Here is a 26558-nt window from a genome sequence, read left to right as displayed (position 1 = left end):
GCCTGGCCGTGCCGTTCAACCCGGCGATGGATGACCTGAGCTGGTTCGCCGCATCTAGGCATTGCTCAGTTTCGGTTCAGGCCAAACTTTCGGCTGAAGCTGGGGGAACGGGTTGCATCGACGAGCGAAGCGTTGTAGCTCTCATGTTGTTTCCTGGAATACGCAGTTCTACCGATGTATCCTCTATCACATTGGTTTTAGGCTTCCAGTAAGTAGCCGCCGGGATGCGGTGACGATTGGAATGGAGGCGCAATGATGAAGACATCGGCAACCGGATACCTGGTATCGCCGCCTGCGGTGGCGGAGTCCGGGCCGCACGCGGCCGAGGTGTCTGCACCGCTGACCGAGCAGGCGCAGGCTATTCGGGATGGCGAGCTGAGTAGCCGTGAACTTACTCAGATGTATCTGGAGCGTATTGAGGCGCTCGACACGCCTGAGAGACTTAACGCCTTCTTGCTCACCAGGGGGGATGAGGTACTGGCTGAGGCCGCCCGGATGGACGACCTGCAGGCCGCCGGCGAGATCCTTGGTCCGCTGCACGGTATTCCGCTTGGCATCAAGGACGCGCTGTTCACCGCCGGCACACGCACCACTGGCGGCACTGCCGCACTTAAGGATTTTGTCCCATCCGAGGATGCGACCGCGGTGCGGCTTCTCAAGAACGCCGGCGCGTTGGTATTGGGCAAAACCAACCTCCACGAGTGCGGCTTCGGCATAACGAGCAACAACCCCCACTTTGGCCCGGTGCGTAACCCCTACGACCCGCTGCGGATCCCCGGAGGCTCCAGTGGCGGTTCTGGTGCCGCGGTAGCCGCGCGGTTGTGTTCGGCGGCCATCGGCACGGACACCGGCGGATCGGTCCGAATCCCTGCTGCACTGTGCGGTGTGGTCGGCCTCAAGCCGACTCTGGGCCGTGCGAGCCGCGGACGGATGCTGGGTCTGTCCTGGAGCTACGACGTCCTCGGGCCGATAACCCGCACCGTAGCGGACGCTGCAGCACTTCTGCGAGTAATCACCTCCGGCCCGGATCCGCTTGACCCATCTGCGACTGACGACCCCTCGGGCGCGCGGCTGCCGGAAACCATCGCCGAAGTCGGTGCGAGCTTGAAGGGCGTGAGGATCGGAATACCAGACGGTTATTTCGCCGCGGACAATACTCCGGACGTGGACCGGGTGCTGGCTGAGAATTACCAGCGGCTTGAGAGAGCCGGTGCAATCCTCGTTCCGGTGACGATCAAGAACGTGGAGCAGGCAAGCCATACAGGATTCCTGACGGTTATCCCTGAGGACGTTGTGCTCACCGAAGAAGCACTCCGGGAGGCCGGCGTCGAGGGCGGGATCGCCGCCAATCTGCAAAGCTTCGGCGCAGACGTGCGCGCCGCACTCGGCAGCCAGGTTGGGCCGGAGGCGACGCCCGTTCCCGCGTTCACCTACGCCGAGGCGATGTCCCGCACAGTACCCGCCATCCGACGCGGCTTCACCGAGGCTCTTTCCGGTAGTGATGTACTCCTCACGGCCACGACGCCAGCAACCGCGGTTCCCATCGCCGAGGACGTCGAGATGCAGCACAACGGCCGCGGCGTGGACACGTTTGAAACGTTCATAAGGTACACGTTCTGTGTCTCGGTCGCAGGGCTCCCGGCAATCTCGGTCCCGGCGGGCATCGGCGATAACGGCCTTCCCGTAGGGCTGCAGTTCGTCGGCGCACCGTGGAGCGAAGCGCGGCTCGTTGAGATCGCATTGGCCTACGAACGTCTCGCCGCCACCGCTTGACCGTGTCTGGGGTGCGGGACTGACTTCTCTGGGAGCTACCCAGATAGAGCCTCTCTTAGCAGAGCGGTCGCAGTCCGTCTGACTCCGTCCGGGCCGCGCAGGCCGCGCGGCCCGGACAGCCGAGTTGGCTCAAGATGTGCTCCACATGTGCCGTGACCGTTCGAACACTGAGCACGAGACGTGCAGCTATCTCTCCATTGGTCAATCCGTCCGCGATCAGTGCGAGTACCTGGAGTTCACGTCGAGTCAGACCTGCCGCTGGCGCACTAGGCTTCGCCACCACGACCACTACATCAGTAGGGGATTGGGAGATGTCGTCGCTGCGGGTCATAAGAACCCGCCACCAGCCTGCCTCAAGCCAAAGGTAACCGGAGCGGGCCACCGCGTCAGTATGCAGCATGGTTACCGCACTCTGGATGAGATCCGGCACTTCTTCACCTAGGCGGGCGGCGCCGGCATCAAATGGCCGGGCATGCCCGTTAGCAGTGACTACCGCAGCGCGTGTAGCCGGCTCGTAATTAGCACGTAGCAGGCGCATCCGACCCCGGTCATCGACGATCCCCGCGAGCAGCGGGGCCAGAAGATTCACCCATGACCAGCGGCGGGACATTGCTGCCCAGGCAGAAGAACTCAGATCGAAGTCATCCAATGGGTACGGAACTGGTCACGTGTAATCCGCTTACGGTCGAGCCTCTAAGTTGCTGAATGCAGAAGCGGTCCCACTCCTCAAGAGTGGGACCGCTTCAGGAAGAGCTGCTGCGCGGGGCCAAGGCCGGGATCCGGTGGGGAAGTCCTCTACCCGGCGCGCAGAGACTAAGAGGTGGGATCGGCGTCGCGTCCCGGCGGCCGATGGCCGGCGATGGCGGCGCGGACGTCGCCCTCTTCGTGCCCGCCCTTCTTCTTGCCGAATGGCAGCACTTTTAGCAGCGGGTGCAGGATAGCCATGACCACGAGGCCCCAGGCGAGTCCGAGGACGGCCGAGCACAGGGTGTTCACGAGCCATGCCAGGAAGCCGCCGACCACCGGAATCCCAACGAAAGGGGCCTCGAGGACGTGGACCAGGTCATAGGGAGCATGCCAGCCGAGGTCGTATGCCCCCTGGAGCATGATGTGGCCACCGACCCAGAGCATGGCGACCGTCCCGACGAGGGTGATCGCGGCCAGCACGGCGGGCATGCCCTTGACGAGCAGCGCGCCAAAGCGCTGCGAGCCCGCGGAGTCCTTGGTGGTCAGGTGCAGGCCGATGTCGTCCATCTTGACGATGAGCCCGACGGCGCCGTACACGAGCACCGTGATCGCGACCGCCACGACGACCAGGATGAGCGCCCGGACCCACAGGGACTCGTCGGCCACCTCGTTCATCGAGATCACCATGATCTCGCACGACAGGATGAAGTCGGTGGTGATGGCGCCCTTGGTGACCTTGGCCTCAGCCTCCGGTCCTCGTTCGACCGCCGGCGCCTTGTCGGCCGCGTGGTGGCCGCGGAGCTTGTGCCAGACCTTCTCGGCACCCTCGTAGCAGAGGTACGTGCCGCCCAGCATGAGGATGAACGGGATCACGCCCGGGATGAAGGCGCTGATGAGCAGCAGCGCCGGCAGGATGATCAACAGCTTGTTCCGAAGCGAGCCCCAGAAGATCCGCTTGATCATCGGCAGTTCGCGGGACGGGTCTGCCCCGGATACGTACTGCGGGGTGACGGCGGCGTCGTCGATCACGACGCCGGCGGCCTTGGCGCCTGCCTTGGCGGCCCCGGCTGCGACGTCGTCCACCGAGGCGGCCGCAATCCGGGCCAGGGCTGCGACGTCGTCCAGCAGGGCGACGAGACCGCCGCTCACAGGTCGCCCCCGCACGGCTCGACGGCGGACTGCTGGGCGTAGAGCCCACGGTTGCGGTACGTGATCGGCATGCTCAAAAGTATACGGCCGCGCGCCGCCCGTCGATCGGGAATTTACCGGGGCCGCATCAGCGGCCTAGAGCATCTCGTGGACAAAGGGGGACCCGCTGTGCGTCGGGCGACCGTTGTCTGATGGACGGTCCGCCAGCAGTTAAGCGCCGCCTAATTGCGGCAGGACGGTTTCACCGAACGCGTCGATGAAGGCTTGCTGTTCTTGTCCGACGTGGTGGAGGTAGATGCTGTCGAAACCCAACTGGACGTATTCCTGCAGTCGCTGGGCGTGCCAGTCCAGGTCGGCGGAGACATTGACGGCTTCGGCAACCTCCTTGTCGCCCACCCCTCCCGAATAGCGTGGTTCGTAGTCCTGCGGCGAGGGAAGTTCGGCGATCGTGACGGGGTCGAAGACGTTGGTGGCCCACTGCTCGCGGGCGATCGCGCGGGTTTGCCGGTCGGTGGGCGCCCAGTTCAGCCCCGTCGTATTCCCCGGCTGATCCCCTGGATAAGTTTTCTTCCGGCGTCCGGCCATCTCCCAGCGCGGCTGCCGTCTTTGTGTTGGGGATGTGCGTTTCAGTATCCTTGAGACTTCGGACTGTTCAGCGGGAAGGCTCGGCTCTCTCACAGCAGCAAGGCGCCGCTTCCGCTTCCGGTTGGACGCTCGTGTTCGACTACTGGAGGTGCAAACTTCTATGCGCTTTCCCGCCCGAAGCCCTGACGGTTACCTGCCAATCGAAGACTACGGGTTGATCGGATACGGACGTAGCGCCGCCCTGGTAGGCAGGGACGGACCCATCGACTGGCTATGCCTGCCGCGCTTCGATACCGCGGCGGTGTTCTCTGCGCTGTTGTACTCCGAAAGGGGCGACCGATCGCTCGGCTTGCTGTCCGAGCAGATTAATCCGTCCATCGGGGCCTTCCTGGGTAATTTCCCGCAGGCGTTCAGCCACATCGGCGTCCTCTCCAGCGGCATCGGCTTGTCCCGCCGCATGTCGGCGCAAACACGCCGTGGGCTGCTGCATCGGGAGTGAGCCCATGACCCCGAACGCACCGCGGGAAACGAGCCGCTCATGATCCTGCCCCTGGTCCTGCTGGTCGGGCTGACGGCGGTGGCCCCGCTGCTGGGACGGTATGCGGGCCGTAGCGCCGGGTATCCGATCGCGGCGGGGTTCTTGTTGTCCGGCGGACTCGTTGCGGCCCAGGCCCCGCGAATCGTGGGCGGTGAGTCGCTCACCGCGAGCTGGGAGTGGCTCCCGTCCCTGGGGGTGAACTTCGCGCTGCGCCTGGACGGCCTGGGATTGTTGTTCGCGCTGTTGGTGCTGGGGGTAGGGGCCTTGGTGATGGCCTACAGCGCCCGCTATCTTGAGCCCGATGCCCCGGCGGCGCGGCTTTACACGCTGCTCAGCGGCTTCGCTACCGCGATGCTTGGCCTGGTCATGGCCGCCGACGTGCTGACCTTGTTCGTGTGCTGGGAGTTGACGACGATCTGCTCCTTCTTCCTCATCGGCGGGTCCGGCACCACCGGGGCAAAACCCGCGATGCGCGCGCTGCTGGTTACCGGCGGGGGAGGCCTGGCGTTGTTTGCTGCCCTGGCCTTCCTGACCGTCGGCGCCGGCACGACAGACCTGTTCACAGTACTGGCCGAACCATCGCTGTTGCACGACTCGGGGTTCAGCGTAGTCGTGGAGGTGTTGGTCATCCTGGCGGCCTTCACGAAATCCGCCCAATTGCCGTTCCACTTTTGGCTGCCCGGCGCAATGGTCGCCCTCACTCCGGTGAGCGCCTACCTGCACGCGGCGACCATGGTCAAGGCCGGGATCTATCTGTTGCTGCGGTTCTCGCCCCTCTATGATGACCAGCCTGTGTGGACGTATGTATTGCTCACCGTCGGGCTGGCCACCGCGGTGCTCGGCGCGCTGCTGGCGTTGCGCCAACACGACCTCAAGGCACTCCTGGCCTACTCCACCATGAGCCAGTTGGGCCTGCTCGTCGCCGCCACCGGGGTAGGCACACCGGCTGCGCTGGGCGCCGTGGCGACCCACACTTTCGCCCACGCACTGTTCAAAGCGACCCTGTTCATGCTGGTGGGCGTCATCGACCGCCAAGCCGGCAGCCGCGACATCCGCGAGCTATCCGGGTTGCGCCATGCGATGCCGGTGACTGCCACGCTGACTGCCATCGCGGCGCTGTCGATGGCGGGTGTTCCTCCCCTTCTCGGGTTCGTGAGCAAGGAGACCCTTTTCGAGGCCTTCCTGGCTGCACCGGGACGTACGGGAGGGCCGTCATGGGTGGGGCTTGTCGCCGCCATGATCGCCTTGCTGGCTGCAGCCCTTACTTTCGCCTACGCGGCCCGCATCGTCGCCGGCGCCTTCTTCGGACCCTTGCAGCAAGTGAGGCTCCATGAGCCTTCCAAAGCCTTCCTGGCCCCCATAGTCGTGCCGGCTGTAGCCTCGGTGGTCCTGGGGCTGGGGGCGAGCACGCTCACACCGTTGGCCGACCGCATCACCACGGACGTGGCACCGGGCGGGCAGGATTCGACGTACTACATCGAGCTCTGGCACGGACTGACCCCGGCGCTAGGCCTGTCCGCGGCGACCCTCGCTCTCGGCACATTTCTTTATCTTGCCCGCGACCGGGTGGAGCGCCGCCTGCAACGGTGGCACATCCGTGTCACGGGGTCGGACATGTTCGATGCCGTCTATGCGGGTACCCTGCGGGCAGGCGCCGCAGTTGGCCGCCCTGGGCAGAGCAAGTCCATCGCGGCGCAGCTGACACCCGTCCTGGTCGGCATGCTGATCCTGGCCGGCGCCGGGGTCCTCGCCGGCCCGAAACTCCCGCCACCGTTGGCCACCACCCGTGCGGAGGATTGGTTCTTGGTAGCCCTTCTGGCACCCACGGCATTGGCTCTGGTGATGGTCCGTTCCCGGTTCGCGGCCGTGTCCCTGCTGGGTTTGGTGGGCTTCCTTGTGTCCGTTTGGTTCCTGTTGGCCGGCGCCCCCGACTTGGTATTGACCACGCTGGTGGTGGAAATCCTGACAGTAATGGTCGCCGTGCTGGTGTTGCGGCGACTGCCGGCTGATTTCGCCCGGACCGGCCGGGTGCGACTGATCGGTGCGGCCGCGTTAGCTGCCGGGGCGGGACTGGCTGCCGCCGGTGCCACCTACGCGCTGACCGGGCGCCGTGAACTCTCCACGGCCGGCCGTTATCTGCTGACCGAGGCGGAGGAGCAGACGGGGGGAACGAACGTGGTCAACTCGATTCTGGTGGACTTCCGCGGCCTCGACACCCTCGGCGAGATCACGGTGCTGGCAGCAGCAGCAGTTGGGGTAGGTGTCCTGCTCAAGCCGGCCCCAAGGGCGGCCCTCGAGCGGGCGACGGAACCGCCGCTGGTGCTGCGGCAAGCGCAGCGCCTGCTCGCACCGGTGATCTTGGTCGTGGCCGTGTACCTGCTGCTGCGCGGCCACTACGAGCCCGGTGGGGGGTTCGTCGCCGCCTTGGTCGCCGGCGTCGCCGTCGCCTTGCACTACTTGGCCTACGGTCCGCGCGGCATGGATAGGTTGAGCCGGGCCGTGCCGTGGTTGCTCGGCGGCGGGATCGGATTGGCGGTGCTTGTGGGCATCGGCGGCCTCGTGCTGGGCGGCTCCTTCCTCACCGGCGGTGAGCTGGAGGTGCCGGTGCCCGTCCTGGGGGTGGTCAAGCTGACCGCAGCCCTGGTCTTCGACCTCGGCGTGTTCGCGGTCGTTTTGGCGCTTATTGTCCGTGCCGTGGACCGTTTGGGGGCACCGACATGAGCGCCGCTGTTGTGGTCGGGTTGTTGGGCTTCGCCGGCGTCTTCCTGGCGCTGCAGCGGGAACTCGTCCGGGCCGTTTTCGGTTTCATACTCCTCGGACATGCGGCCAACGTGATCCTGCTCTCCGCGGGTGGGCTTCACCTGCGTGAGTTGCCCTTGGTGGGTGGGGGCGTTCCAAGCGAGAGCGCGGATCCCTTGCCGCAGGCTTTTGCGTTAACGGCGATCGTCATTACCTTCGGTATCACCGTCTACCTGCTGGTGCTGGCTTTGCGCACTCATGAGCGCGGTGACCGGAACAAGGCTGATCCCCCTCTGCCTTCCGAAGACCGCGCAGGGGAGGCAGAGTCGTCCCGGGATCCAGCTGCCGGCACACCCAACCCGGGGCGGACGAATCTCCCCGGTCAGCGTGGACCTGGGCAGGAGGCGCAGTGACCTCTTGGTTGGCCCTGCCGGTTGCCGCGCCGATGCTCGCGGCTGCAGTTCTGCTCCTGGTCCGGGCGCGGTGGGTGCATCGAGCGATCGGCTTCGCCGTAACAACCGGGGTGCTCGTCCTCAGCGGCGCGGTGGTGGCTGCTACCCGCGACGGCGTCCTTGTCGAGCAGGTGGCGGGCTGGCCGGCAGGAATCGCGATTCCGCTGGTCGCCGACACCTTCTCCGCGCTCCTGCTGGCGGTCTCCGCAGTGCTCGTGCTGGTCTGCACAGCCTTCGCCGCGGCAACCAGAGCCGACGAACAAAGGCATTTCTGGCCGCTCGTGCTGTTGCTGAGCGCCGGGGTTTACGGGGCCTATCTGACCGGAGACCTCTTCAACCTGTTCGTTTGCATAGAGATCATGCTCCTGCCCTCCTACGTCCTGCTCACCCTGCAAGGCAGGCAGGAACAGCTCGCCGCTGCCCGCATCTATGTGCCCGTCAACCTGCTCGCTTCCACACTGTTGATCACCGGGGTCGCCCTCGTCTATGGGACGGGCGGTACGGTGAACCTCGGGGAGTTGAGCGGGCAGGCGTTGACTTCGCCACCGGTCGCCGTCGCGGCGGGGGTGGTGCTGCTGGCCTTGGCCGTGAAGTCGGCGGTGGTGCCTGTGCACGGATGGTTGCCCCGTTCCTATCCCCACGCCCAGCCGGCGGTGCTGGCCCTGTTCAGCGGCCTGTTGACCAAGGTCGGGCTGTACGCGGCGTGGCGGGTCTACGCCGTGGTCTTCGACGGCGATCCCGCTTATCAATGGCTCATCGTTGCAGTGGCCATCATCACCATGATCGTCGGCGTTCTCGGTGCCGTGGGACAGCAGAACATGCGCGAAATTTTGAGCTTCCACATGGTGAGCCAGATCGGCTACCTTGTGCTGGGTATCGCCCTTTTCACGCCGATCGGTCTGACTGCTGCGGTATTTTATCTCGTGCAATACGTCCTCGTGAAGGCTGCACTGCTGCTGGTTGCGGGGGCCGTGGTCCACGGCTACGGCACCGACCGCCTCGACCGGCTTGGCGGGCTGGCAGGCCGGGAACCACTGCTGGCGGCGGCCTTCGTCGGCGCCGGGCTGTCCTTGGCCGGGCTTCCGCCGTTCTCCGGGTTCGTGGCGAAGTTCGCCCTCGTGGTGGCAGCTGTCACCGAAGGCCAGTACCTGGGCGCCGCCGTTGCCGTAGCAGTCAGCTTGTTGACCTTGACCTCCATGGTCAAAATCTGGCTTGGTGCCTTCTGGGGGAATGCGTCCCGGCTCGTGCTCGACGGGCCCCGGCTCAGTTTCGGCGTCGTCGCGCCGGCGCTGCTGCTCACCGCGGTCTCCTTGCTCCTCGGAGTGGGCGGGCAGGTCCTGTTGTGGGTGGCTGAGCAAGCGGCAGCCGATCTGCTGGATGCGGACGGCTACGCACAGGCGGTGAAAAACGCTTGAAACGACTCCTGCGCCTGCCCGACCGCATCTGGCGGTTGCTGAGATTCATCGCCTGGTACTTCGGTCAGCTCGTGTTGGCCAACCTCTCGGTCGCACGACACGTGCTAAGCCCCCGTTACCAAGCAGTGCCGGGGATCACGCGCGTGCCGGTGCGTTCTACCCGGGAAAGTCACCTGGCGCTGCTCACCGGACTCGTGTCGCTGACTCCCGGTACCTTGGTACTGGAGGTAGGCGGCACTCCTGCCGTCATGTTCGTGCACGGCCTGCATGCCCCGGATTCCGGGACGCTCCGTCGACAGATGCAGGAGCTGGAGGAACGTATGCTGGCTGTCCTGGATGTTGAGACCTGAGGGGGCATCATGCTCGTTGTTGTCGACGTTGGATTCCTCGTGTTGGGCTTATCATTCCTTGCCACTGTCTGGCGAATGGCGGCCGGACCGACAAATGCCGACCGCGCCGTCGCCGCCGACCTGGCCTTCTTCGTGCTCGTCGCGGTGCTGGCACTGGCAGCCCTCCGGTTCGATCAACCAGTGTTTTTTGACCTGGTACTCGTGGCCACGCTTGTCGGATTCGTGGCCAGTCTGGCCCTCGCCCGGCTCATAGATCGGCAGACGCCGTGAGCACCGCCGCGGACGTAGCGGTCGTTGTTCTGCTCACGGTCGGCTTGATCCTCATAGGACTCGCGGGGGCTGGCTTGCTGCGCCTGCCCGATGCCTACGCCCGGATCAATGCCGCCGGAAAAGCCGGTGGCCTGGGCGTCGTTTGCATCGTGGCAGGCAGCGCCCTCGCCGTCGCGGAGATCGACGCCATCACCAAGGCGATCGTGGCGATCCTCCTGCAGCTCATCACCGTCCCCATCGGCACGTTCGCCATCGCGCGGGCCGCCTACCACGCCAAAACGCCCCTGGACCCAAGTACGGCCTATGACGAACTTGCCCAACAACGGGCGGGAACCGAAGAATATCCGGGCGAGACCGGTCGAACCTCCAGCAGGGACTGAGGAGGCGCTTTGGCCAGCGCCGTCGAAGGCCTTCCGCGGCGTGAACGCAGGTGGCCCGGACGGGGCTGGCGGGCACGACCGATCAGCGCAGCACGATGTCCACCGGCCGCGCCAGCGAGCGGCCGCGTTCCAGGACGCCCGACCGGTTGGCGGATTCATCGCGCAGGATTTCGGTGACCGAACCGAGGAAGCGGGCCAGGTCCACCTTGTCTTCCGGGGCGGCCAGCAACAACTGGAAACCGAATTCGTGCAGCGCGTTGATGCTCGCCTCGGCGAACGCCAGCGATGATTTTACGAAGGCCTCGTCCATCATCACCGTGCCGAAGGTGCTGAAGCCCTGCCCGGCGATGCCCAGCTGGTAGGCCAAGGCCGCGGCCATGATGAACGCGGTGAAGCGTTGGCCCTCGCCGCCGGACATCAGGCTGGCCTGCAGGTTGGTGTAGGCGCGGCCGTCGGCCAGGAGATTGGTGCAGGTGATGTCCACGTGCGACCGCACGTCCAGGACCTCGGCGCGCCAGCGGCGCTCGTCCTCGGCGGCCAGCTTCTCCACGATCCGCTCCAGGGCAAGGTAGCGGGCGTCCATGTCCTCGGCGGTCTGGCGCCTGCCCATGACCGGCAGCGCGTTCTTCAGGTCAGTGCGGAACTTGTGCGAAGCGTCCGGCACTGCGTTGGCGATTTCAATCTGCAGGTGGCTGTCCGCGTGGTAATTCACCCGCCGCAGGATTTGGTTCAGCGGCTGCAGCCGGGAAGCGATGCTGCGGCGTTCTTCGTCCAGCAACTGGAGCAGGTCGCTGAAGCGTTCGTAGGTGCGGTTGTTGAAGTACTCGCGGAACTCCGCCTCCCGCTGCGGCAGCCCTTCGCCCACGATGTCGTGGTAGCGGGCCTCGTAGTCGGCGGCCGCTTCCAGCGACGTGCCGTGGTCGGAGCCCCACTGCCTGCCGTAGGACTCGAAGATCTTTACCAGCTGGTTGCCGGCCTCCAGTTGGGTCCGCTCCAGCACGCCGCGGGAGGTCAGGAGTGTGCGCTCCACCCGGGTGCAGACGTCCCCCAGGAAGGCCAGGTCGGTGATCTCCCCGTACGGGGCAAAGAGGGCGTCCAGCTCGGCGGCCAGTTCGTCCGTCAGCTGTCCGGCGGTTCCGCCGGTGGCGGCCAGGGCGTCGCGGCGCCCGCGCGCGGCATCCAGCTCCGCGGACAGCCGGGCGGCGTCGCCCTTGAGCACACCGATCTTCTCCGTGGCGGCGGTGAGGTCCAGTTCGGCCGTCTCCAGTTCGAACCGCAACTGCTCCAGGTCCGCGTTGGCGTCCCGGGCGTGCTCCAGGCGTTCCGCTGCCGCGGCCACGGCGGCGGCGTGTGCTTCGGCGGAAACCTCCTCCCAGTCGCGGGTCTCGGCCGCCACGGACTTGGCTGCGGCCAGCCTGCGGCCCAGATCCTGCTGCTCGCGGGCCCGTTCGGCGGATTCGGCATCCGCCGTGCCGTACGTCTCGCGCAGTTCCAACAACCGGGCGGCGAGGGCGGCGATCTTGTCCTGGTTGTCGAAGCCGAGCAGATAATCGGACGCCCCGGTGTGCCGGTCGTCCTTTTCCGTGGTGCTGCTGCTGCGCTTTACCGCGCCGCCCAAGGTGACGCCGCGGGCGACGTGTGCCAGCTGGTCCGGGTCGTCGACGCAGACGTAGTCGTAGTGCGCCGTGATCTTGCGCCGGACCCAGTGCCCCATGGCGGTGTCCTTGGTGACCAGCTTGGTGACCAGGTCGTCGTCGCCGGCTTCGGCCTTTCCGTCCAGCGGGGCGCTGACGTCAATGATCCGCAGGAAGCCACGGATATTGTGCTCGTTCAGGTAGCGGGTGACCGCTGTCATCCGGTCGCCCGGAACCAGCATCGCCGAGGCCAGCGACCGCAGCGCGCGTTCGGCGGCCGGACGCCAGCGGGCCTCGGCGGCGACCATGTCGATCAGCTCGCCGGCAAACGGAAGTTCCTCTTCCGCGATGCCCGTGGCGGCACAGATGTGCCGGCGGCGCTCCAAACTGTCGGGACGGATGTTGCTGGTGCGGCGGCGGAAGGACTCGATCTCTTCCTCCAGCGCACGGATCCCGCCCTTGAGGGTCCAGGCCTCGCCCTGGGCGTCGTTGCTGCGTTCGCGGGCCGACTCGGCTTCCTTGGCCAGATCCCTGGCCAGCACGGCGGCACGGCTGCGCGCGGCAGCGAGCCCGGCGGGACTGAAATCGGCCTCAATCCCTGCGGCCGCCATCTCGCCCCGGACGGCATCTTCGACGGACTGGCGGGCCCGCAGCTCGGCCTGGGCCGCGGCAAGCTCCCGTTCCAAGGTCGCGACGGCGGAGCCTCCTTCGCTGCCGTACCGCGCCCGCAATGCCGCCGCCTTCTCCCTGAGGCCGTCCCGTGCTGCTTCAGCCGCTGCCAGCGCAGCCGCCGCTGCCGTTGCTTCCGCTTCCAGCCGGTCGATCTGCCGGCCGTGGCAGTCCAGCGCCAGGCGGCGCCGGTAGAGCGGCAGGGCCTGGTCCGCCAACACGCGGTTGTGCTCCAGTTCGGACTGCGTCTGCTGCAGCTCCTGATGCAGCTGTGGGACGGGGGCCAACAGGTCCCGCTGCTGCCGCGCGCGCTCCAGTTGCCGCCTGATGCTGCTGAGGTGGCTGAAGTCTTCCACGGCCTCCTCGGCGGCGGCCAGCGTCCGAGGCGTGTCCAGCACGTGGTTGCGGAAGAAGTCGTTCACGGTGCCGCCCAGGCCCCTGCCCGTCTGCAGCGTCCGTAGCAGGCCGAAAGCCTTGTCCTGGTCGATGCCCAGCGCTTGCCGGAAACGCTCCGCGAACGCCTTGTGCGAATCGAAGACCTGGCTGCCCGGCAGCAGCGCCTCCAGCGACGTCTTGCTGAACCGGCCGAGCATGCCGGCCTCCAGCGCGGGAATGTCCAGCGCCTTGTTGTGCAGCGCGTAGAAGCGGCCCACGTTGTGTTCGGTGCCGTTGGCCGGCAGGTCCAGGAGCACGGACAGGCTGGTGGTCTGGCCCAGGGCGTTGTCGAAGGTCAGGCAGACCGCCGACCAGGTGGCACCGGGACGCTGGTAGAACGTGGCGGTCCGTGAGCCGTCGCCGTCCGCCGGCGTGGCGCCCAGCCGCCCGCGCATGTAGCTGAACGCGGTCCGCCGTTCCTCGGCGGCGCTGCCGGCGCTGGTTTGGGCCGCCTCGTTCATCTTTGGCCGGGCGTCCAGCACCTGGAGCATGCCGTCGAAGATGGTCGACTTGCCCACGCCGGAGCCTCCGGTCAGCAACGTTCCGGCACGGTCCACGCGGATGGTGTGCGCTCCGTCGAAGGTACCCCAGTTGACCAGCTGCACGCGGCTGAGGCGGTGCTGGCCGGGATTCAGCAGCCCGTCCATGGGAAGGATCGTTTCGATGCTCATGTCAGGCCTCCTCGCCGTCGAAAGCCGACTGGTCCGTCTCCGGTGCCTCGCCCGCCTGCGGGAGCGTGCCGGCCAGCGAACCGATCACCGCCGGTATGTCGCCGATGTTCTCGAAGGGCAAGGCCAGCGGCAGCGCCGGGGAAATGACCCACACGTCGGGAAGTTCGGTGGCTTCCAGCAGCCGGCGCTCGTTGGACAGCTTGCGGATGGAGGCGTCGGCCAGATCCTCCACGTGCTTGGCGTCGCGCTGTTCCGGGTCCACGTAGTCCTGCAGTACGTCGATCACGTCGGCCCGGCTGATCAGCGGCTCCGTCCCGGTGCCGGCATGCCGGTCCTGGATGAGCCGCATGCGCAGCAGCAGCAGGGTCTCTTCGCGCGTCATTTCCCGCTGCCGCTGCAGGGCGTTGGTGTGGGGCTCGGCCATGGGGACCGGCCGCAGCATGGCGACCTTGCGGTCTTCGTCGATGACCAGTTGCAGGAACAACTCGCTGAGCCGGGAGGCGAGGACACGGCGGTGTTCCACCACGGTGTCGTAGACGCGGTCGGTGGAGCCGCCGTGCAGGTAGGGGCCGCGCAGCAGCCGGATCAGGGCCTGGCGCAGTTTCAGGGGCAGCTTGCCGGTATCGCCGTCGAAGAGTTCCGGCCCGTCCACGATCTCGTCGCGGGCGGGCTCCTCCCAAGCCTCGTCGGGATTCGATTCTTCCAGCGGGCCGTGTTCTTCTTCCGGCGCAGCCGCCTCGTCCGGCCCTGCGGGCGATGCGAGGAAAACCTCGGCCACCTCGTCCTCGGTCAACTCGTTCATGAATCTGCAGCTTTCGTGAAGGTAACGGCAGGCAGCACTGCTGTGCGTTCGCTGCCGTCGATTTGGATCAGGGTGACGCTCTCGGTCGCGTCCGGATCGAGCACGCCGCCGGAATTCAAGGCCCGGTGCAGCAGCCAGCGCAGGCTGTTCAGGTGCCGGTGTTCCGGTTCAAGCTGGTCATAGACCGCCGACAACGGCGCCGGCCCGCGGGACTCGACGGCGGTGCGCACCGCACGGGAGAGCACCGCGGCGTCTGCTTGCGGTGTGCGGGCCACGTGGCGGATGTCCGCCTCGGTGAACTCCGGCGGTGGCGGCAACTTGGCCGGCGCCTGGTGATCCTGCGGATCGTAGAGCCGGATCATGCTCACCGATTCAAAGCCGGAGCCGTAGAGCTGGGGCGCCGGTACCACCGCCCGCCGGCCAGGCAGGCCGTGCCGGGACTTGAAGATGGCTGCCTCGGCCGCCCGGATCGCTTGGCGCAGCTGGACCGATTCGCGGTAGTCGTCCGACTGCACGAAGGTGTGCATGCTCTCCGAGAGCCGCCCGTAGATGCGGTGGATCTCGGCCGATTGGGCCCGCAGCTGGGGCATGAGCTGCTGCAGGGCCTTCCGGTCCTCCGGCTCCAGGCCGTCGGCGAAGTCCCGCTCGAGCACGTCGGCGATGGCCTGCCGGAAGCGCTGCTGCTGGTCTTCGTCGTTCAGGAACGCCGTGAAGCTCTCGTACGTCCGGCCTTCGCTGGTGCCGCGCAGCCGCTTGTCCGCGTCGAGCAGCTCGCCCATGGTGATGCCTTTGGTGGCATTCGACTCGACGATTTCGGCGCGCAGCGTGTGCAGCATGCGCTCCAACCCGTCGCGCATCCGCTTGAAGTCCGCCGGCAACCCGGCCGCCAACGCCAGGATGTCGCGTGCGGCCTCCGCGGCCGCGGCCTCGGGCAACGACGCCGGCGCGTCGCCGTCTTCCAGCGCTCGGATCTTTTCCTGCCGTTCGGCGATTTCGGCCCGCAGCACACCGATGCGCGCCTCGGGATCCGGATCGGTCTCATGGGCCAGGGCCTCGACCCGGGTGAGCAGTGTGGCCAGGCGGGAGCTGTTCAGGGAGGAGGAAGCCCCGGTCAGGCCGTCCAGGTACTCCAGGAACCGCACCGTTGCTTCGGTGGGCTCGTAGACGAACCGGCCTCCCTCGCGCAGGCGGGACAGGAACCTGCGGGCCACCCAGTCGTCGGCGTACTGGCGGGCGGACCAGTCCTCGCGCAGCGGTGCTCCGGCGCGCCGCAGCTCGGCCAGGAACGAGTCGGTGTTCCGATGGAACTCCTCTAGCGGCAGCTGCGGCCGGGAGCGGGTGAAAGCGGTCCGGAACAGCGCCGGCACCCAGGGGCTGGCGGCGGCGAGCTTGAGGCCCGGCGTCGCGGACAGAGCCTGCAGCTCTTGCCAGCGGGCAAGGGCATTCTGGGTGAAGGACATGCTTTGCTTTCCGCCCGCGGAAGGGAAGAGCGGGCCCAGAAAATCTTAGCCGCTCCCGCTCCGCTGCCGCGGCGGTGCCCGCCACGGGTGCGCCGTGTCGCCCGGGCTTCACCCGCTGACGACGGCGGTGTGCCCGCCACGGGTGCGCCGCCTCGCCCGGGCTTCACCCGCTGACGACGGCGGTCCCCGCCGTGGCGATCCGGATCGACACCCCCGGCTGGGCCCCGCCGTCGTGCTCCTAGCTGTTTGCCGGCAGCTTCCGGCGGTTCCGGGCGAGCTTTTCGGCGGCTTTCCGGCGGGCGACGAGCACCTTCTCGTCCACCGGGGCATCGCCGCTGGCCCGCCGCGACCGGGCATAGGCCATGGCTTCGGCCTGGCGTTCCTGCTCGGCGCCGGTGGCAATCTTCGCGCGCAGATGCTCGGGCCCATAGCCGAAGGCGTCCACCAGGTCGCGGGCGTGCGGGCGCAACCGGGATAGCAGGCGGTTGATGTACCCGCCGAGGATGCGGGCGCGCTGGGTGGAAAGCCGGCCGTACGTGAGATACCAGCCCAGGTTCTTCTCCACCAGCGACAGGCCGAACAAGTCCCGCAGCCAGGTCAGCACCTGGCGGGTACCGTCGTCGTCGATCTGCGCGAGTGCGGCGGTGAAGGCTTCCCACTGCAGCAGTTCCGCATGTGCGCGGGCGGCCTCGATCAGCTCATGCTGGTGTTCGTTGAACAGCGCCGCGGCCTCGGCTTGCGGCAGCCTGGTGGCGTTGCGGAGCGCGCCGCCGATGCCGGCGACCATGGTGGAAACCCGGTCGGTGAGCAGTTGTCGCTGTGACTCCGGATCCTTGAGGTAGTTGGCGCTCTTGCGCTCCGAACCGGTGTCCGCGAAGGTCTGGGCCACCTGGCGCAGGCCGGTGCGGTGGAAGGTGGCGTCGGCCGCCTGATGGGCAACCCACCGGGCCATCACGCCGAAGTCTGCGTGGCGGAATTCCCTGGCGTAATCCGCCAGCAGCCGCTTGGCAACCAGCTGCAGCAGCACCGTGTTGTCGCCTTCGAAGGTCGCGTAGATGTCCAGGTCGGCGCGCAGTGCCGCGAAGCGGTTTTCGGCCAGGAAACCCGCCCCGCCGGTGGCCTCGCGGCACTCCTGCAGCGTGTCCAGCGCGTGCCAGGTGCTGAGCGACTTCAGGGCGGCAGCCAGGGTTTCCAGATCCTGCCGGTCCTCGTCGGTGTCGTGGGCGCCGGAGAAGACGTCGTCGAACTTCTCCAGCAGTTGTTCGTGCGCGAAGGACGCCGCGTAGGTGGTGGCCAGCCGGGGCAACAGGCGCCGTTGATGACGCTGGTAGTCCAGCAGTACCTCTTCGGCGGTGTCGGAAGACGCGTTGAACTGCCGGCGTTCGGTGCCATAGCGCACGGCGATGGCCAGGGCTACCTTGCTGGCGGCCACGGCGGCGCCGTCCAGCGAAACGCGGCCCTGCACCAGGGTGCCGAGCATGGTGAAGAAGCGGCGGCCCGGGCTGGCGATGGGGGAGGAGTAGGTGCCGTCCCCGGCCACGTCGCCATACCTGTTCAGCAGGTTGGTGCGCGGGACGCGGACGTGGTCGAAGTGCAGCCGGCCGTTGTCGATGCCGTTGAGGCCGCCCTTGTAGCCGTCGTCTTCGCCGCCGATGCCGGGCAGGAAGTCATGTTGTTCGTCCCGGATGGGCACATAGAACGCGTGGACGCCGTGGTCGACGCCCTGGGTGATGAGGTGGGCGAACACCACGGCGGCGAGGCCGTCGTTGGCGGCGTTCCCCAGGTAGTCCTTCCACGCGGCCCGGAAAGGCGTGTGGATGACGAATTCCTCCGTGCCCGGATCGTAGGTGGCGGTGGTGGCGATGCTGGCCACGTCGGATCCGTGGCCGGTCTCGGTCATGGCGAAGGCGCCGGGAGTCTTCAGGCTCATGATGTCCGGCAGCCACCGGTCATGGTGTTCCCGAGTGCCCAGGTGCAGCACCGCCGCGCCGAACAGGCCCCATTGCACACCGGCCTTGATCTGCAGCGAGGGGTCGGCGGTGACGAGTTCCTCGAAACCGGCCACGTTGCCGCCGTGATTGTCTTCGCCGCCGAGCCGTGCGGGGAAGGCCCGGTGCACGGCGCCCGTGTCCACGAGGTACTTCAGCTGTCCGGAGACCCGCTGCCGGTGCTCCTCCATCGTCAGGCCGTCGATGCGGTGGAGTTCCGGGCGGCCGGCCAGGTCACGGGCCGCCTGGCGGATGTCGGCCCAGCGGCCCAGCAAGAGCCGGCCGAGTTCGGCCACATCAACGGCGGCTCCGTGGTCTTCAACCGGTTCCGGGGTTTCCAGGGCGGGCGGCGTATACGTCATCGGATGTTCCTTCGGTCGTCAGGTGTGAGTCGGGTGGCCGGGGGAGGGGGCGGCCGGGGGAGGGGGCGGCCGGGCGGCCGGGTGCAGGGCCGGTTCAGTCCTTGCCGGTGGTCGTGTCGGCCCGGCCGGGTGGCCCGGAGCCCGCTGCGGGGGCGCTGTGGCCCGGGGCGACGCCGCCCAGCAGCCATTGGGTGAGCAGGCCCGTCATGAGCTCGCGGCTTGGTTTGGTTTCATCGTCGGGAGCCGCCAGCCAGCATTCCCCGGCGGCCCGCACCATGCCGATGGCGGCGCGGGGCCAGTAGGATGCGGCCGCCAGTTCTGCGGTACTGCCCGCTGCCGCGGCCAGGTGGCCGCGCAGGGGCGCCTCGATCATGGCGGTGACGTTGGCGAAAAAGTCGTGGAGGACGGCGGAACTTCCGTCCTCGGGTGCGGCGTCCGGCCGGGCCCCCTTCGCGCCTGGCTGCTGCGCAACCGGTGGCTCGGACGGTGCGTTGCGGGTGACGAACGCGTACACGTGCGGCGAGGATTCGGCCATCTGCAGGTAGACCGAAACCATGGCGTGCAGGCCTTCCCGGGCTGTAGTCGCGGTCGCGGCGGCCTCCTGGAGCCGGGCCTGCATCCGGCCGATCACCACCTCGCCCATGGCCTGCTGCAGCCCCGCCTTGTCGCCGAAGTAGCGGTAGAAGACGGGCTTGGACGTCCCAGACGCTGCCGCGATCTCCTCCATGGAAGCATCGGGGCCAAGCCGGTGCACCGCGTGGCGCGCAGCCCGGATCAGCTCCCGGCGGCGTTCCGTCCGGTGACGGTCCCAGCGGGCGGAGCGGCCGTCCGCCGGCGTCGCCGGATTCGATGCGGCCTGGCGGCCTGTGGCGGTGTTCACGTAACTCAGCGTATCAGGTACGCTTGGTTACGGTAACTGTCTTTGTCCCGTCCGCACCCGAACCACGAGGAGAGCCCACATGGCCACTTCATCTGACGCCACCGGCACCCGCTCCGCCAACGGACTGCGCAGGGCAGTAGTCGTCGGCGGCAACCGCATTCCCTTTGCCCGCGCGAACGGGGCCTACACGCAGGCAAGCAACCAGGACATGCTCACCGCGGCCTTGGACGGGCTGGTGGCACGGTTCGGGCTGCAGGACGAACGCATCGGCGAGGTGGCCGCCGGCGCTGTCCTCAAGCACTCGCGCGACTTCAACCTCACCCGCGAGGCGGTGCTCGGTTCCGCGCTTTCGCCTCAAACGCCGGCCTACGACCTGCAGCAGGCGTGCGCCACCGGTTTGGAAACCGTGATGGGCCTGGCCAATAAGATCAAACTGGGGCAAATCGACTCCGCCATCGCCGGCGGCGTGGACTCTGCCTCCGACGCACCGATCGCGGTCAGCGAAGGACTCCGGTCGGTACTCCTGGAACTGAACCGCGCCAAGAGCATGCAGCAGAAGCTGACCGCCGTCGCCAAGCTGCGTCCCAAGGACCTGGCACCCAACGCGCCGGGCACGGCCGAACCGCGGACCGGGCTGTCGATGGGCGAGCATCAGGCGCTGACCACCGCCGCCTGGAACATCACCCGCGATGCGCAGGACGAACTCGCCCTGGCCAGCCACCACAACCTTGCGGCAGCGTACGAGCGCGGGTTCTTCGATGACCTCATGACGCCCTACCGCGGCCTGGCCAAGGACTCCAACCTGCGCGCCGACACCACCCTGGAGAAGCTGGGCAAGCTGCAGCCGGTGTTTGGCAAGAACCTCGGCGCCGAGGCGACCATGACGGCCGGCAACTCCACGCCGCTGACCGACGGCGCCTCCACCGTGCTGCTGAGCTCGGAAGAATACGCCCGGAGCAATGACCTGCCGGTGCTGGCAGAGGTGGTGGACTCCGAAGCCGCGGCCGTTGATTTTGTGCACGGCAAGGAAGGACTGCTGATGGCGCCGGCCTACGCGGTGCCCCGGCTGCTGGCCCGGCAGGCCCTGACCTTCGCCGATTTCGATTTCTTCGAAATCCACGAGGCCTTCGCCGGAACCGTGCTGTGCCACCTGGCGGCGTGGGAAAGCGAGGAGTTCTGCCGCAACAAGCTGGGCCTCGAGAAGCCGCTGGGCGCCATCGACCGCACCCGCCTTAACATCAACGGCTCCTCGCTGGCGACCGGCCACCCGTTTGCGGCGACCGGCGGGCGGCTGGTGGCCAGCCTGGCCAAGATGCTGCGTGAGAAGGCCGACGCCGAGTCCCGCACCACCCGCGGCCTGATTTCCGTCTGCGCCGCTGGCGGCATGGGCGTCGTCGCCATCCTGGAGGCGAACTGATGGCCCACCGGTACCTGGATTTGGTTAATGCCGGACCGGTGAAGAGCCTGGCCAAGAAGCTGGGGCTGCCGCAGCCTGCCGTTCTGCGCCGCTACCGGCCCGGCGCACCGTTGCTGCCCGGACCTGTCCTGGTGCTCGGTGCGGGCGCCGGCGCCGACACCGTGGCCAAGGAAATGCTCGGGTGGGACCTGGACGTCCGCCGGCATGCGGCACCGAAGGAACGCCTCGGCGGCATCGTGCTGGTGCTCGACGAACTGGCCGCGCCCGAGGACCTTTCGGGTCCGCTGCTCGGCGCCGGCGCCAGCCTGCGGGATCTGGCGCCGGGCGGCCGGGTCATCACCGTCTCCCGCCCGGCCGCCGGCGCCGCCCGGCCTGCGCAGGCCGCCGCCCGCCAAGCCGTGGACGGGTCGTTGCGGTCGCTGGCGCACGAGCTGCGCGGCGGTGCCACCGCCAATGGCATCCTCCTCGGGGAAGGCGTTGACGCCGGTGCGCCGGCCGTCCTCGGGCCCCTGCGTTTCCTGCTCTCGGCCAGGAGCGCCTACGTCAACGGCCAGTTCCTGCTGGTTGGCTCCGACGAGGGCTTGCTCCCCGCGGATCCGGACCGTCCGCTGGCCGGCAAGGTCGCCGTCGTCACCGGCGCCGCGCGCGGCATCGGCGCTGCCATCGCCGAGACCCTGCACCGCGACGGCGCACAGCTCATCGTCGTCGATGTCCCCGCGGCCGGGGAGCAGCTGGCACAGGTCGCGAACCGGGTGGGCGGCACCGCCCTGCAGCTGGACATCACCGCGGCCGATGCCGGCGCGAAAATCGCGGCCCACGCCGTGGAGCGGCACCACGGGCTGGACATCGTGATCCACAATGCCGGCATCACCCGGGACAAGCTGCTGGCCAACATGGATCAGGCCAAATGGGACTCCGTGATCGCCGTCAACCTCTCGTCCCAGCTGAGGATGAACGGGCAGCTGTTGGCCTCCGGTGCCTTCCGCGGGCGGCCGCGCGTGGTTTCGCTGGCCTCTGTCAGCGGCATTGCGGGCAACCGCGGGCAGACCAATTACGCTGCGTCCAAGGCGGGAATCATCGGCATGGTCCGGGCATCGGCTGCCGAACTCGCCGAGGCCGGCGGCAGCATCAACGCCGTCGCGCCGGGCTTCATCGAGACGGACATGACCGCCCGGATGCCGTTCGTGACCCGGGAAGTGGCACGCCGGCTCTCCTCGCTGCAACAGGGCGGACAGCCGCGCGACGTCGCCGAGGCCGTCTCCTTCCTGGCCAGCGATGCCGCGGGCGGCATCAACGGGCAGACCCTGCGGGTCTGCGGGCAAAGCATGGTCGGCGCATGAACGAGGTGATCCTGGGGGAGATGCCCACGCTCTCGCGCCTCTACCTGACGGCCGCGTCGACTGCCGCGCGGCATAAGCTGGGCGTGGGCCAGCACGCCGAGCAGGTCCCGCCGGTACGGCATACCCTGGACGGGGTGCAGATCACCCCTGAGCGGATCAGCGGGTTCCAGCAGCTGGTCAACGGCACCGTCCGGGATACCTTGCCCTCCGTGTTCCTGCACTCGGTCGCGTTCCCCGTGGCCATGAGCGTGATGACGCGGCCGGACTTTCCGCTGCCGCTGCTCGGCATGGTCCACCTGGCCAACCGGGTGCGGCATTTGCGGCCGGTCCACTTCGCCGAGCCCCTGACCGTGACCGCCTGGGCCGAGGGCCTCCGCGGCCACCACGCGGGTACGCAGGTCGAACTGCATACCCGGATCGAGGCCGGCGGCGACGCCGTGTGGGAAGGCGTCTCGGACTACCTGGCCAAGGCGGTCTACCTGCCCGGGCTGGACAAGGCGTCCCGGCCTGAACGCGTCGATTTCACGCCGCCGCAGCCGACGGCCCGCTGGCGGCTCGGGCCGGAGGCCGGGCGCGAGTACGCCGGGGTCTCCGGCGACTTCAACCCGATCCACCTGAGCGCGGTATCCGCCAAAATGCTGGGGCTCAAGCGGTCCATCGCCCACGGCATGTACCTGGCGTCCCGGGTCCTGACCAGTGTGGAAGCAACGGCCAGCGAACCCTTCAGCTGGCGCATCGACTTCGCCGCTCCGGTCTTCCTGCCCGCCACGGTGGCCGTCAGGATCCATGACACGGAACGCGACGGGTCGTGGGAAGCTTCCGAATTCACCGGCTGGGGGGAGCGCAGCCACCGGCTGCACTTCACCGGCAGCGTCCATACACTCGCCGGCTGACCGGCGCCTGGTCGGACCGGTCAGGCGGTGGCGGCCCGGCGTTCGAGTACCTCCCGTTCGCGCTCGTTCTTCGCCAGGGCGGCGGCGGCGGCGAACTCGGCGCGGGCCTCGTCCGCCCGGCCGAGCCGGGCCAGCAGCTCGCCGCGGACGCTGGGGAGCAGGTGGGAGCCGCTGAGGGCGCCCTCCGAGACCAGGCGGTCCACGATGGCCAGGGCCGTGGCGGGCCCGGTGGCCATGGACACGGCCACAGCACGGTTGAGCTCCACCACCGGGCTCGGCGCCACCCGGCCCAGCGCATCGTAGAGCAGCACGATCTGCGCCCAGTCGGTGCCGGCGACGCTGGGGGCGGCCGCATGGCATTCGGCGATGGCTGCCTGCAGGGCGTAGCTGCCCCGGCCCCGGCCCAGCGCGTCGGCCCTGGCCAGTGCGGCGCGGCCGCGTTCAATCTGGGCGGGTCCCAGCGCGTCCGGTCCTGGTCGGCGAGCAGGACCGGACTGCCGTCGGACCCGGTGCGGGCGCCGAAACGCGAGGCCTGGAACTCCATCAGGGCCACCAGCGCGTGCGCTTCGGGCTCCCGGGGCACCAGTGAAACCAGGACGCGTCCGATCCGCAGGGCTTCGCCGGCCAGGTCGGGCCGGATCCAACGGTTCCCGGAGGTCGCCGCGTACCCTTCCGTGAACAGGAGGTAGACCACCCGCAGGACGCCGCCCAGCCGCGGGCCCCACTCATTGGGTTCGGGAACTTCGAAGGGCACCTTCGCCGCAGCCAGGGTTTTCTTGGCCCGGACGATGCGCTGTTGAACCGTTGCGACCGGAATCACGAACAGCCTGCCGATCTCCTCGGCGGAAAGGCCGGCGACAATCCGCAGCGTCAGGCACACCTGCGCTTCCCGCGAGAGCACCGGGTGGCAGGCGGTGAAGACGAGCCGGAGCACGTCGTCGGGTACGGGGTCCCAGTCCACGCCGTCTGCGTCCCGCAGCCCGCGAGCCAGCACCTGGTAACGGTCCTCCAGTCGTTCGGCACGCCGCCAGGCGTCAATCGCCCGGCGCTTGGCCACCGTGGTCAGCCACGCCGCCGGGTTGCGGGGGACACCGGTGCGCGGCCACTGGACCAGCGCATCGGCCACGGCTTCCTGCGCGATGTCCTCGGCGAACCCGACATCCCCGGTGGCACGGGCCACGGCGGCGACAATCCGGGCGCCTTCGATCCGCCACAACGCATCGATCCGGCGCCGGATTGCCGCTTGGGCTTGGGCGCCCGTTACCGCGGGCTCCTGCGCTCCGGGGGTCAGGCGTTCTCCGAGCGGAGCTTCGCCTCTTCCTCGCGCCATCCTTCTTCCTTCCGGATGTACTCGTTGTCGGCAAACTCCGCGAAATCGGCGGCCTCGGTCACGCGGCGGACCTCCAGCTTCGAGCCCGGTCCCAGCGGGCAGCGGCTGGCCCACTCCGCGGCTTCCTCCTTGGATGCCACCTGGACAATCCAGAAACCGTTGAACAGCTCGTGGGTCTCGCCGTACGGGCCGTCGGTCACGATCGGCGGTTCCTCCGAGAAGTCCACAACGAAGCCGCTGCCGTCGGAAAGATCCGCCAGGCCCTCTCCCGCCAGCATGACGCCGGCGTTGATCATCGCCTCGTTGTAGGCGCCCATTTTGTTGATCATTTCTTCGAACGGCATGGATTTGGACGCCTCAAGGGCTTCATCCGTGGACCGCATGATGAACATGTACTTCATGGCTTTCTCCTTCTGAGTACGAGGACGCGGGCGTGCGCCTTCTACTATGCCGTCGAATGGCGGGGGTGGATATCGACAGCCACGGAGTATTTTTTTCGGAATCTTCGCGCCGCGGTTCGGCGGCGCCGCGGCAGCCGCCTCTATGCTTGCCGTATGACCAACGACGATCAGTTGCGTGACCGCGCCCGGATGCTCGACGCCGCAGACCCGCTGGCCGGATACCGTACCCGGTTTCTGGGCCACGACGACGGCTCCGTCGTGGCCTACCTGGACGGCAATTCGCTGGGCCGGCCGCTGGCCGCCAGCGTCGAGCGGGTCCGGGACGTCATGACGCGGCAGTGGGGCGGCCGGCTGATCCGTGCCTGGGACGAGGTCTGGCTCCAGTTGCCGGAGCAGATCGGCGACGAGCTCGGACGGGTCGTGCTGGGAGCCGCCCCCGGCCAATGCGTGGTCGCGGACTCCACCACGGTGCTGCTGTACAAACTGGCCCGCGCCGCGATCGCCGCCCGCCCGGGCCGCCGGCGCATCCTGGTGGACCGGGACAATTTCCCCTCCGACCGCTTCATCGTAGAAGGCATCGCCGCCGAGTGCGGGCTGGAGCTGGACTGGCTCGAGCCCCCGCACGCCGGGGGAGTGACGGCCGAGGCGGCCCGGGCCGCCGTCGGGCCCGACACTGCGCTCGTGTTGCTCAGCCACGTGGCCTACCGCTCCGGCTATGTTGCGGACATCCCGGCCATCACTGCCGCGGCGCACGACGCCGGTGCCCTGGTTTTGTGGGATCTGTGCCATTCCGCCGGGGTGCTGCCCGTGGAACTGGACCGCTGGGGCGTTGACCTGGCCACCGGCTGCAGCTACAAGTACCTCAACGGCGGGCCCGGCGCCCCGGCCTGGGCCTACGTGCGGACCGAGCACCAGCACCTCAGCCAGCCGATCCAAGGCTGGCTGGGCAGTGCCAAACCCTTCGAGATGGGTCAGGGGTACCAGCCGGCCGGCGGCATCCGCCGGTTCACGTCGGGTACTCCGCCGATCATCGGCATGACCGCCCTGCAGGACATGGTCGCCCTGATCGACGAGGCCGGGCTGGCAGCGGTCCGGGAAAAGTCGATCGCCCTGACCGGGTTTGCCGTCGAAGCCGTGCAGGAGGCGTTGGGCGGGTTCGGCGTCGCCATCGCCTCGCCGCTCGATCCGGCCGAACGCGGCGGCCACGTCACCATCGACCACCCGGACTTCAAGCAGATCACCGGCAGGCTCTGGGAGCAGGGCGTGATACCGGACTTCCGCGAGCCCGACGGCCTCCGGCTGGGGCTCTCGCCGCTGTCCACCAGCTTCCAGGAAGTGTGGCGCGGCATCGCCGCCATTCGCGCCGAGCTGGAACGGGTCTAACCGCCCCGCCTGACCATCCGGATCTCGTACAGGCCCTCCCACAGGCCGGTCAGCGGCTCGCGGCGCCCGTCCGGACCGAATCCGTTCTTGCGGTAGAACGCCTGGGCGCGCGGGTTGTCCTCGAGGACCCAGAGCAGCGCCGGCCCGCCGCCGATCGCCGCCTCCAGCAGCCGCTGGCCGAGCCCGGTCCCGTGGGCCTCCGCCAGCACATAGAGCATCTGCAGTTCGTGCGGCACTCCGGCGTCGGCGTCGTCGTGCTGCACGGGGCCGCCGCCCGAGCATCCGATGATCCGCCCGCCGGGATCTTCGGCCACCCACAGCTCGGCGCCAGCCGCCAGCCCGCGCGTCCACCAGTCGATCTGCTGCTCCCGCCGGGCCTCTTCGGCGGCGAAGAAGCTCTCGGGACGCTGGGATGCGTAGGTTTCCCGCCAGGCGGCGAGCTTCATGTCGAGCGTGGCGGGGATGTCGTCGCGGGTGGCGCGGCGGATGCGGAAATCATGAAGTGGCACCCATGAATCCTAGCCGTGCGGCTGCCCGATCCCTTGTCCCGCCGGC

Annotated in this window: 23 protein-coding genes and 1 pseudogene; 13 read left to right on the top strand and 11 right to left on the bottom strand. The window is 68.2% G+C overall.

Annotated features, from left to right (window positions below; all coding sequences use genetic code 11):
• Both AC5RVS_RS16980 and AC5RVS_RS16975 read left to right on the top strand, forming a co-directional pair.
• A partial coding sequence (locus tag AC5RVS_RS16980) for a hypothetical protein (RefSeq protein WP_494108994.1) occupies positions 1 to 212 on the top strand: 212 nt, incomplete at its 5' end.
• Positions 213 to 252: 40 nt separating this feature from the next.
• Complete coding sequence (locus AC5RVS_RS16975; protein WP_494108993.1) at positions 253 to 1773, top strand: amidase; 1521 nt, start codon at positions 253 to 255, stop codon at positions 1771 to 1773.
• A 55-nt stretch (positions 1774 to 1828) separates the two neighbouring features.
• On the opposite strand, the gene AC5RVS_RS16970 is transcribed toward AC5RVS_RS16975, so the two are convergent.
• From AC5RVS_RS16970 to AC5RVS_RS16960, 3 genes are all read right to left on the bottom strand, one after another.
• Positions 1829 to 2104, bottom strand: a complete 276-nt coding sequence (locus AC5RVS_RS16970; protein WP_494109000.1) for a response regulator transcription factor — start codon at positions 2102 to 2104, stop codon at positions 1829 to 1831.
• 482 nt (positions 2105 to 2586) lie between these two features.
• Complete coding sequence (locus tag AC5RVS_RS16965; RefSeq protein ID WP_493987246.1) at positions 2587 to 3609, bottom strand: DUF808 domain-containing protein; 1023 nt, start codon at positions 3607 to 3609, stop codon at positions 2587 to 2589.
• A 210-nt stretch (positions 3610 to 3819) separates the two neighbouring features.
• On the bottom strand, positions 3820 to 4194 hold the full coding sequence (locus tag AC5RVS_RS16960) for a hypothetical protein (protein WP_494108992.1): 375 nt from the start codon (positions 4192 to 4194) through the stop codon (positions 3820 to 3822).
• 160 nt (positions 4195 to 4354) lie between these two features.
• Here AC5RVS_RS16960 and AC5RVS_RS16955 point away from each other — a divergent pair, with 160 nt between their 5' ends.
• The 7 genes from AC5RVS_RS16955 to mnhG are packed head-to-tail and all read left to right on the top strand — an operon-like array spanning position 4355 to position 10338.
• Positions 4355 to 4693 (top strand): trehalase-like domain-containing protein, encoded by a 339-nt coding sequence (locus AC5RVS_RS16955; RefSeq protein ID WP_494108991.1) that lies wholly within the window; start codon positions 4355 to 4357, stop codon positions 4691 to 4693.
• A 39-nt stretch (positions 4694 to 4732) separates the two neighbouring features.
• Entirely contained in the window at positions 4733 to 7453 is a 2721-nt protein-coding gene (gene mbhE, locus AC5RVS_RS16950) for a hydrogen gas-evolving membrane-bound hydrogenase subunit E (RefSeq protein ID WP_494108990.1), read from the top strand.
• Positions 7450 to 7884, top strand: a complete 435-nt coding sequence (locus AC5RVS_RS16945; RefSeq protein WP_494108989.1) for a sodium:proton antiporter — start codon at positions 7450 to 7452, stop codon at positions 7882 to 7884. The genes mbhE and AC5RVS_RS16945 overlap by 4 nt, the downstream gene beginning before the upstream one ends.
• On the top strand, positions 7881 to 9338 hold the full coding sequence (locus AC5RVS_RS16940) for a monovalent cation/H+ antiporter subunit D family protein (protein ID WP_494108988.1): 1458 nt from the start codon (positions 7881 to 7883) through the stop codon (positions 9336 to 9338). Before AC5RVS_RS16945 ends, AC5RVS_RS16940 begins: the two co-directional genes overlap by 4 nt.
• Positions 9335 to 9688 carry a Na+/H+ antiporter subunit E gene (locus tag AC5RVS_RS16935; protein ID WP_494108987.1) on the top strand — a complete coding sequence of 118 codons (354 nt, stop codon included), beginning with the start codon at positions 9335 to 9337 and terminating at the stop codon, positions 9686 to 9688. The genes AC5RVS_RS16940 and AC5RVS_RS16935 overlap by 4 nt, the downstream gene beginning before the upstream one ends.
• Positions 9689 to 9697: 9 nt before the next feature.
• Complete coding sequence (locus AC5RVS_RS16930; RefSeq protein WP_494108986.1) at positions 9698 to 9958, top strand: MrpF/PhaF family protein; 261 nt, start codon at positions 9698 to 9700, stop codon at positions 9956 to 9958.
• Positions 9955 to 10338 carry a monovalent cation/H(+) antiporter subunit G gene (gene mnhG / locus AC5RVS_RS16925; RefSeq protein WP_494108985.1) on the top strand — a complete coding sequence of 128 codons (384 nt, stop codon included), beginning with the start codon at positions 9955 to 9957 and terminating at the stop codon, positions 10336 to 10338. The genes AC5RVS_RS16930 and mnhG overlap by 4 nt, the downstream gene beginning before the upstream one ends.
• 82 nt (positions 10339 to 10420) lie before the next feature.
• On the opposite strand, the gene AC5RVS_RS16920 is transcribed toward mnhG, so the two are convergent.
• The 5 genes from AC5RVS_RS16920 to AC5RVS_RS16900 all read right to left on the bottom strand — a co-directional run bounded on the left by AC5RVS_RS16920 (position 10421) and on the right by AC5RVS_RS16900 (position 19239).
• On the bottom strand, positions 10421 to 13747 hold the full coding sequence (locus AC5RVS_RS16920; RefSeq protein ID WP_494108984.1) for an ATP-binding protein: 3327 nt from the start codon (positions 13745 to 13747) through the stop codon (positions 10421 to 10423).
• A gap of 1 nt (position 13748) precedes the next feature.
• Positions 13749 to 14549, bottom strand: coding sequence for a DUF4194 domain-containing protein (locus tag AC5RVS_RS16915; protein WP_494108983.1), 801 nt, complete (start codon positions 14547 to 14549; stop codon positions 13749 to 13751).
• Positions 14546 to 16009 (bottom strand): DUF3375 domain-containing protein, encoded by a 1464-nt coding sequence (locus AC5RVS_RS16910; RefSeq protein ID WP_494108982.1) that lies wholly within the window; start codon positions 16007 to 16009, stop codon positions 14546 to 14548. Before AC5RVS_RS16910 ends, AC5RVS_RS16915 begins: the two co-directional genes overlap by 4 nt.
• A gap of 238 nt (positions 16010 to 16247) precedes the next feature.
• Complete coding sequence (locus AC5RVS_RS16905; RefSeq protein ID WP_494108981.1) at positions 16248 to 18359, bottom strand: acyl-CoA dehydrogenase family protein; 2112 nt, start codon at positions 18357 to 18359, stop codon at positions 16248 to 16250.
• Between the two features lie 94 nt (positions 18360 to 18453).
• Entirely contained in the window at positions 18454 to 19239 is a 786-nt protein-coding gene (locus AC5RVS_RS16900; RefSeq protein ID WP_494108980.1) for a TetR family transcriptional regulator, read from the bottom strand.
• Between the two features lie 79 nt (positions 19240 to 19318).
• Between AC5RVS_RS16900 and AC5RVS_RS16895 the strand changes: the two genes are divergently transcribed.
• From AC5RVS_RS16895 to AC5RVS_RS16885, 3 genes are read left to right on the top strand one after another with little or no spacing between them, the layout of a single operon-like run.
• Entirely contained in the window at positions 19319 to 20656 is a 1338-nt protein-coding gene (locus AC5RVS_RS16895; RefSeq protein ID WP_494108979.1) for an acetyl-CoA C-acetyltransferase, read from the top strand.
• Entirely contained in the window at positions 20656 to 21996 is a 1341-nt protein-coding gene (locus AC5RVS_RS16890) for a 3-oxoacyl-ACP reductase (RefSeq protein WP_494108978.1), read from the top strand. Before AC5RVS_RS16895 ends, AC5RVS_RS16890 begins: the two co-directional genes overlap by 1 nt.
• Positions 21993 to 22889, top strand: a complete 897-nt coding sequence (locus AC5RVS_RS16885; protein WP_494108977.1) for a MaoC family dehydratase — start codon at positions 21993 to 21995, stop codon at positions 22887 to 22889. The genes AC5RVS_RS16890 and AC5RVS_RS16885 overlap by 4 nt, the downstream gene beginning before the upstream one ends.
• A 20-nt stretch (positions 22890 to 22909) precedes the next feature.
• On the opposite strand, the pseudogene AC5RVS_RS16880 reads toward AC5RVS_RS16885, so the two are convergent.
• A pseudogene (locus tag AC5RVS_RS16880) lies at positions 22910 to 24219 on the bottom strand (RNA polymerase sigma factor).
• A complete protein-coding gene (locus AC5RVS_RS16875; protein WP_493987236.1) occupies positions 24177 to 24620 on the bottom strand; it encodes a YciI family protein in 444 nt (147 codons plus the stop codon). The pseudogene AC5RVS_RS16880 and the gene AC5RVS_RS16875 overlap by 43 nt, the downstream one beginning before the upstream one ends.
• Positions 24621 to 24773: 153 nt before the next feature.
• On the opposite strand from AC5RVS_RS16875, the gene AC5RVS_RS16870 reads away from it, so the two are divergent.
• Complete coding sequence (locus tag AC5RVS_RS16870) at positions 24774 to 26003, top strand: kynureninase (protein WP_494108976.1); 1230 nt, start codon at positions 24774 to 24776, stop codon at positions 26001 to 26003.
• Here AC5RVS_RS16870 and AC5RVS_RS16865 read toward each other — a convergent pair.
• A complete protein-coding gene (locus AC5RVS_RS16865; RefSeq protein ID WP_494108975.1) occupies positions 26000 to 26512 on the bottom strand; it encodes a GNAT family N-acetyltransferase in 513 nt (170 codons plus the stop codon). The genes AC5RVS_RS16870 and AC5RVS_RS16865 overlap by 4 nt on opposite strands.
• Positions 26513 to 26558: the final 46 nt, after the last annotated feature.

This window comes from Arthrobacter sp. Y3221048, assembly GCF_059092685.1.
The sequence above is the reverse complement of the archived record's forward strand: the minus strand, read 5'-3'. Positions and strand labels throughout refer to the sequence as shown.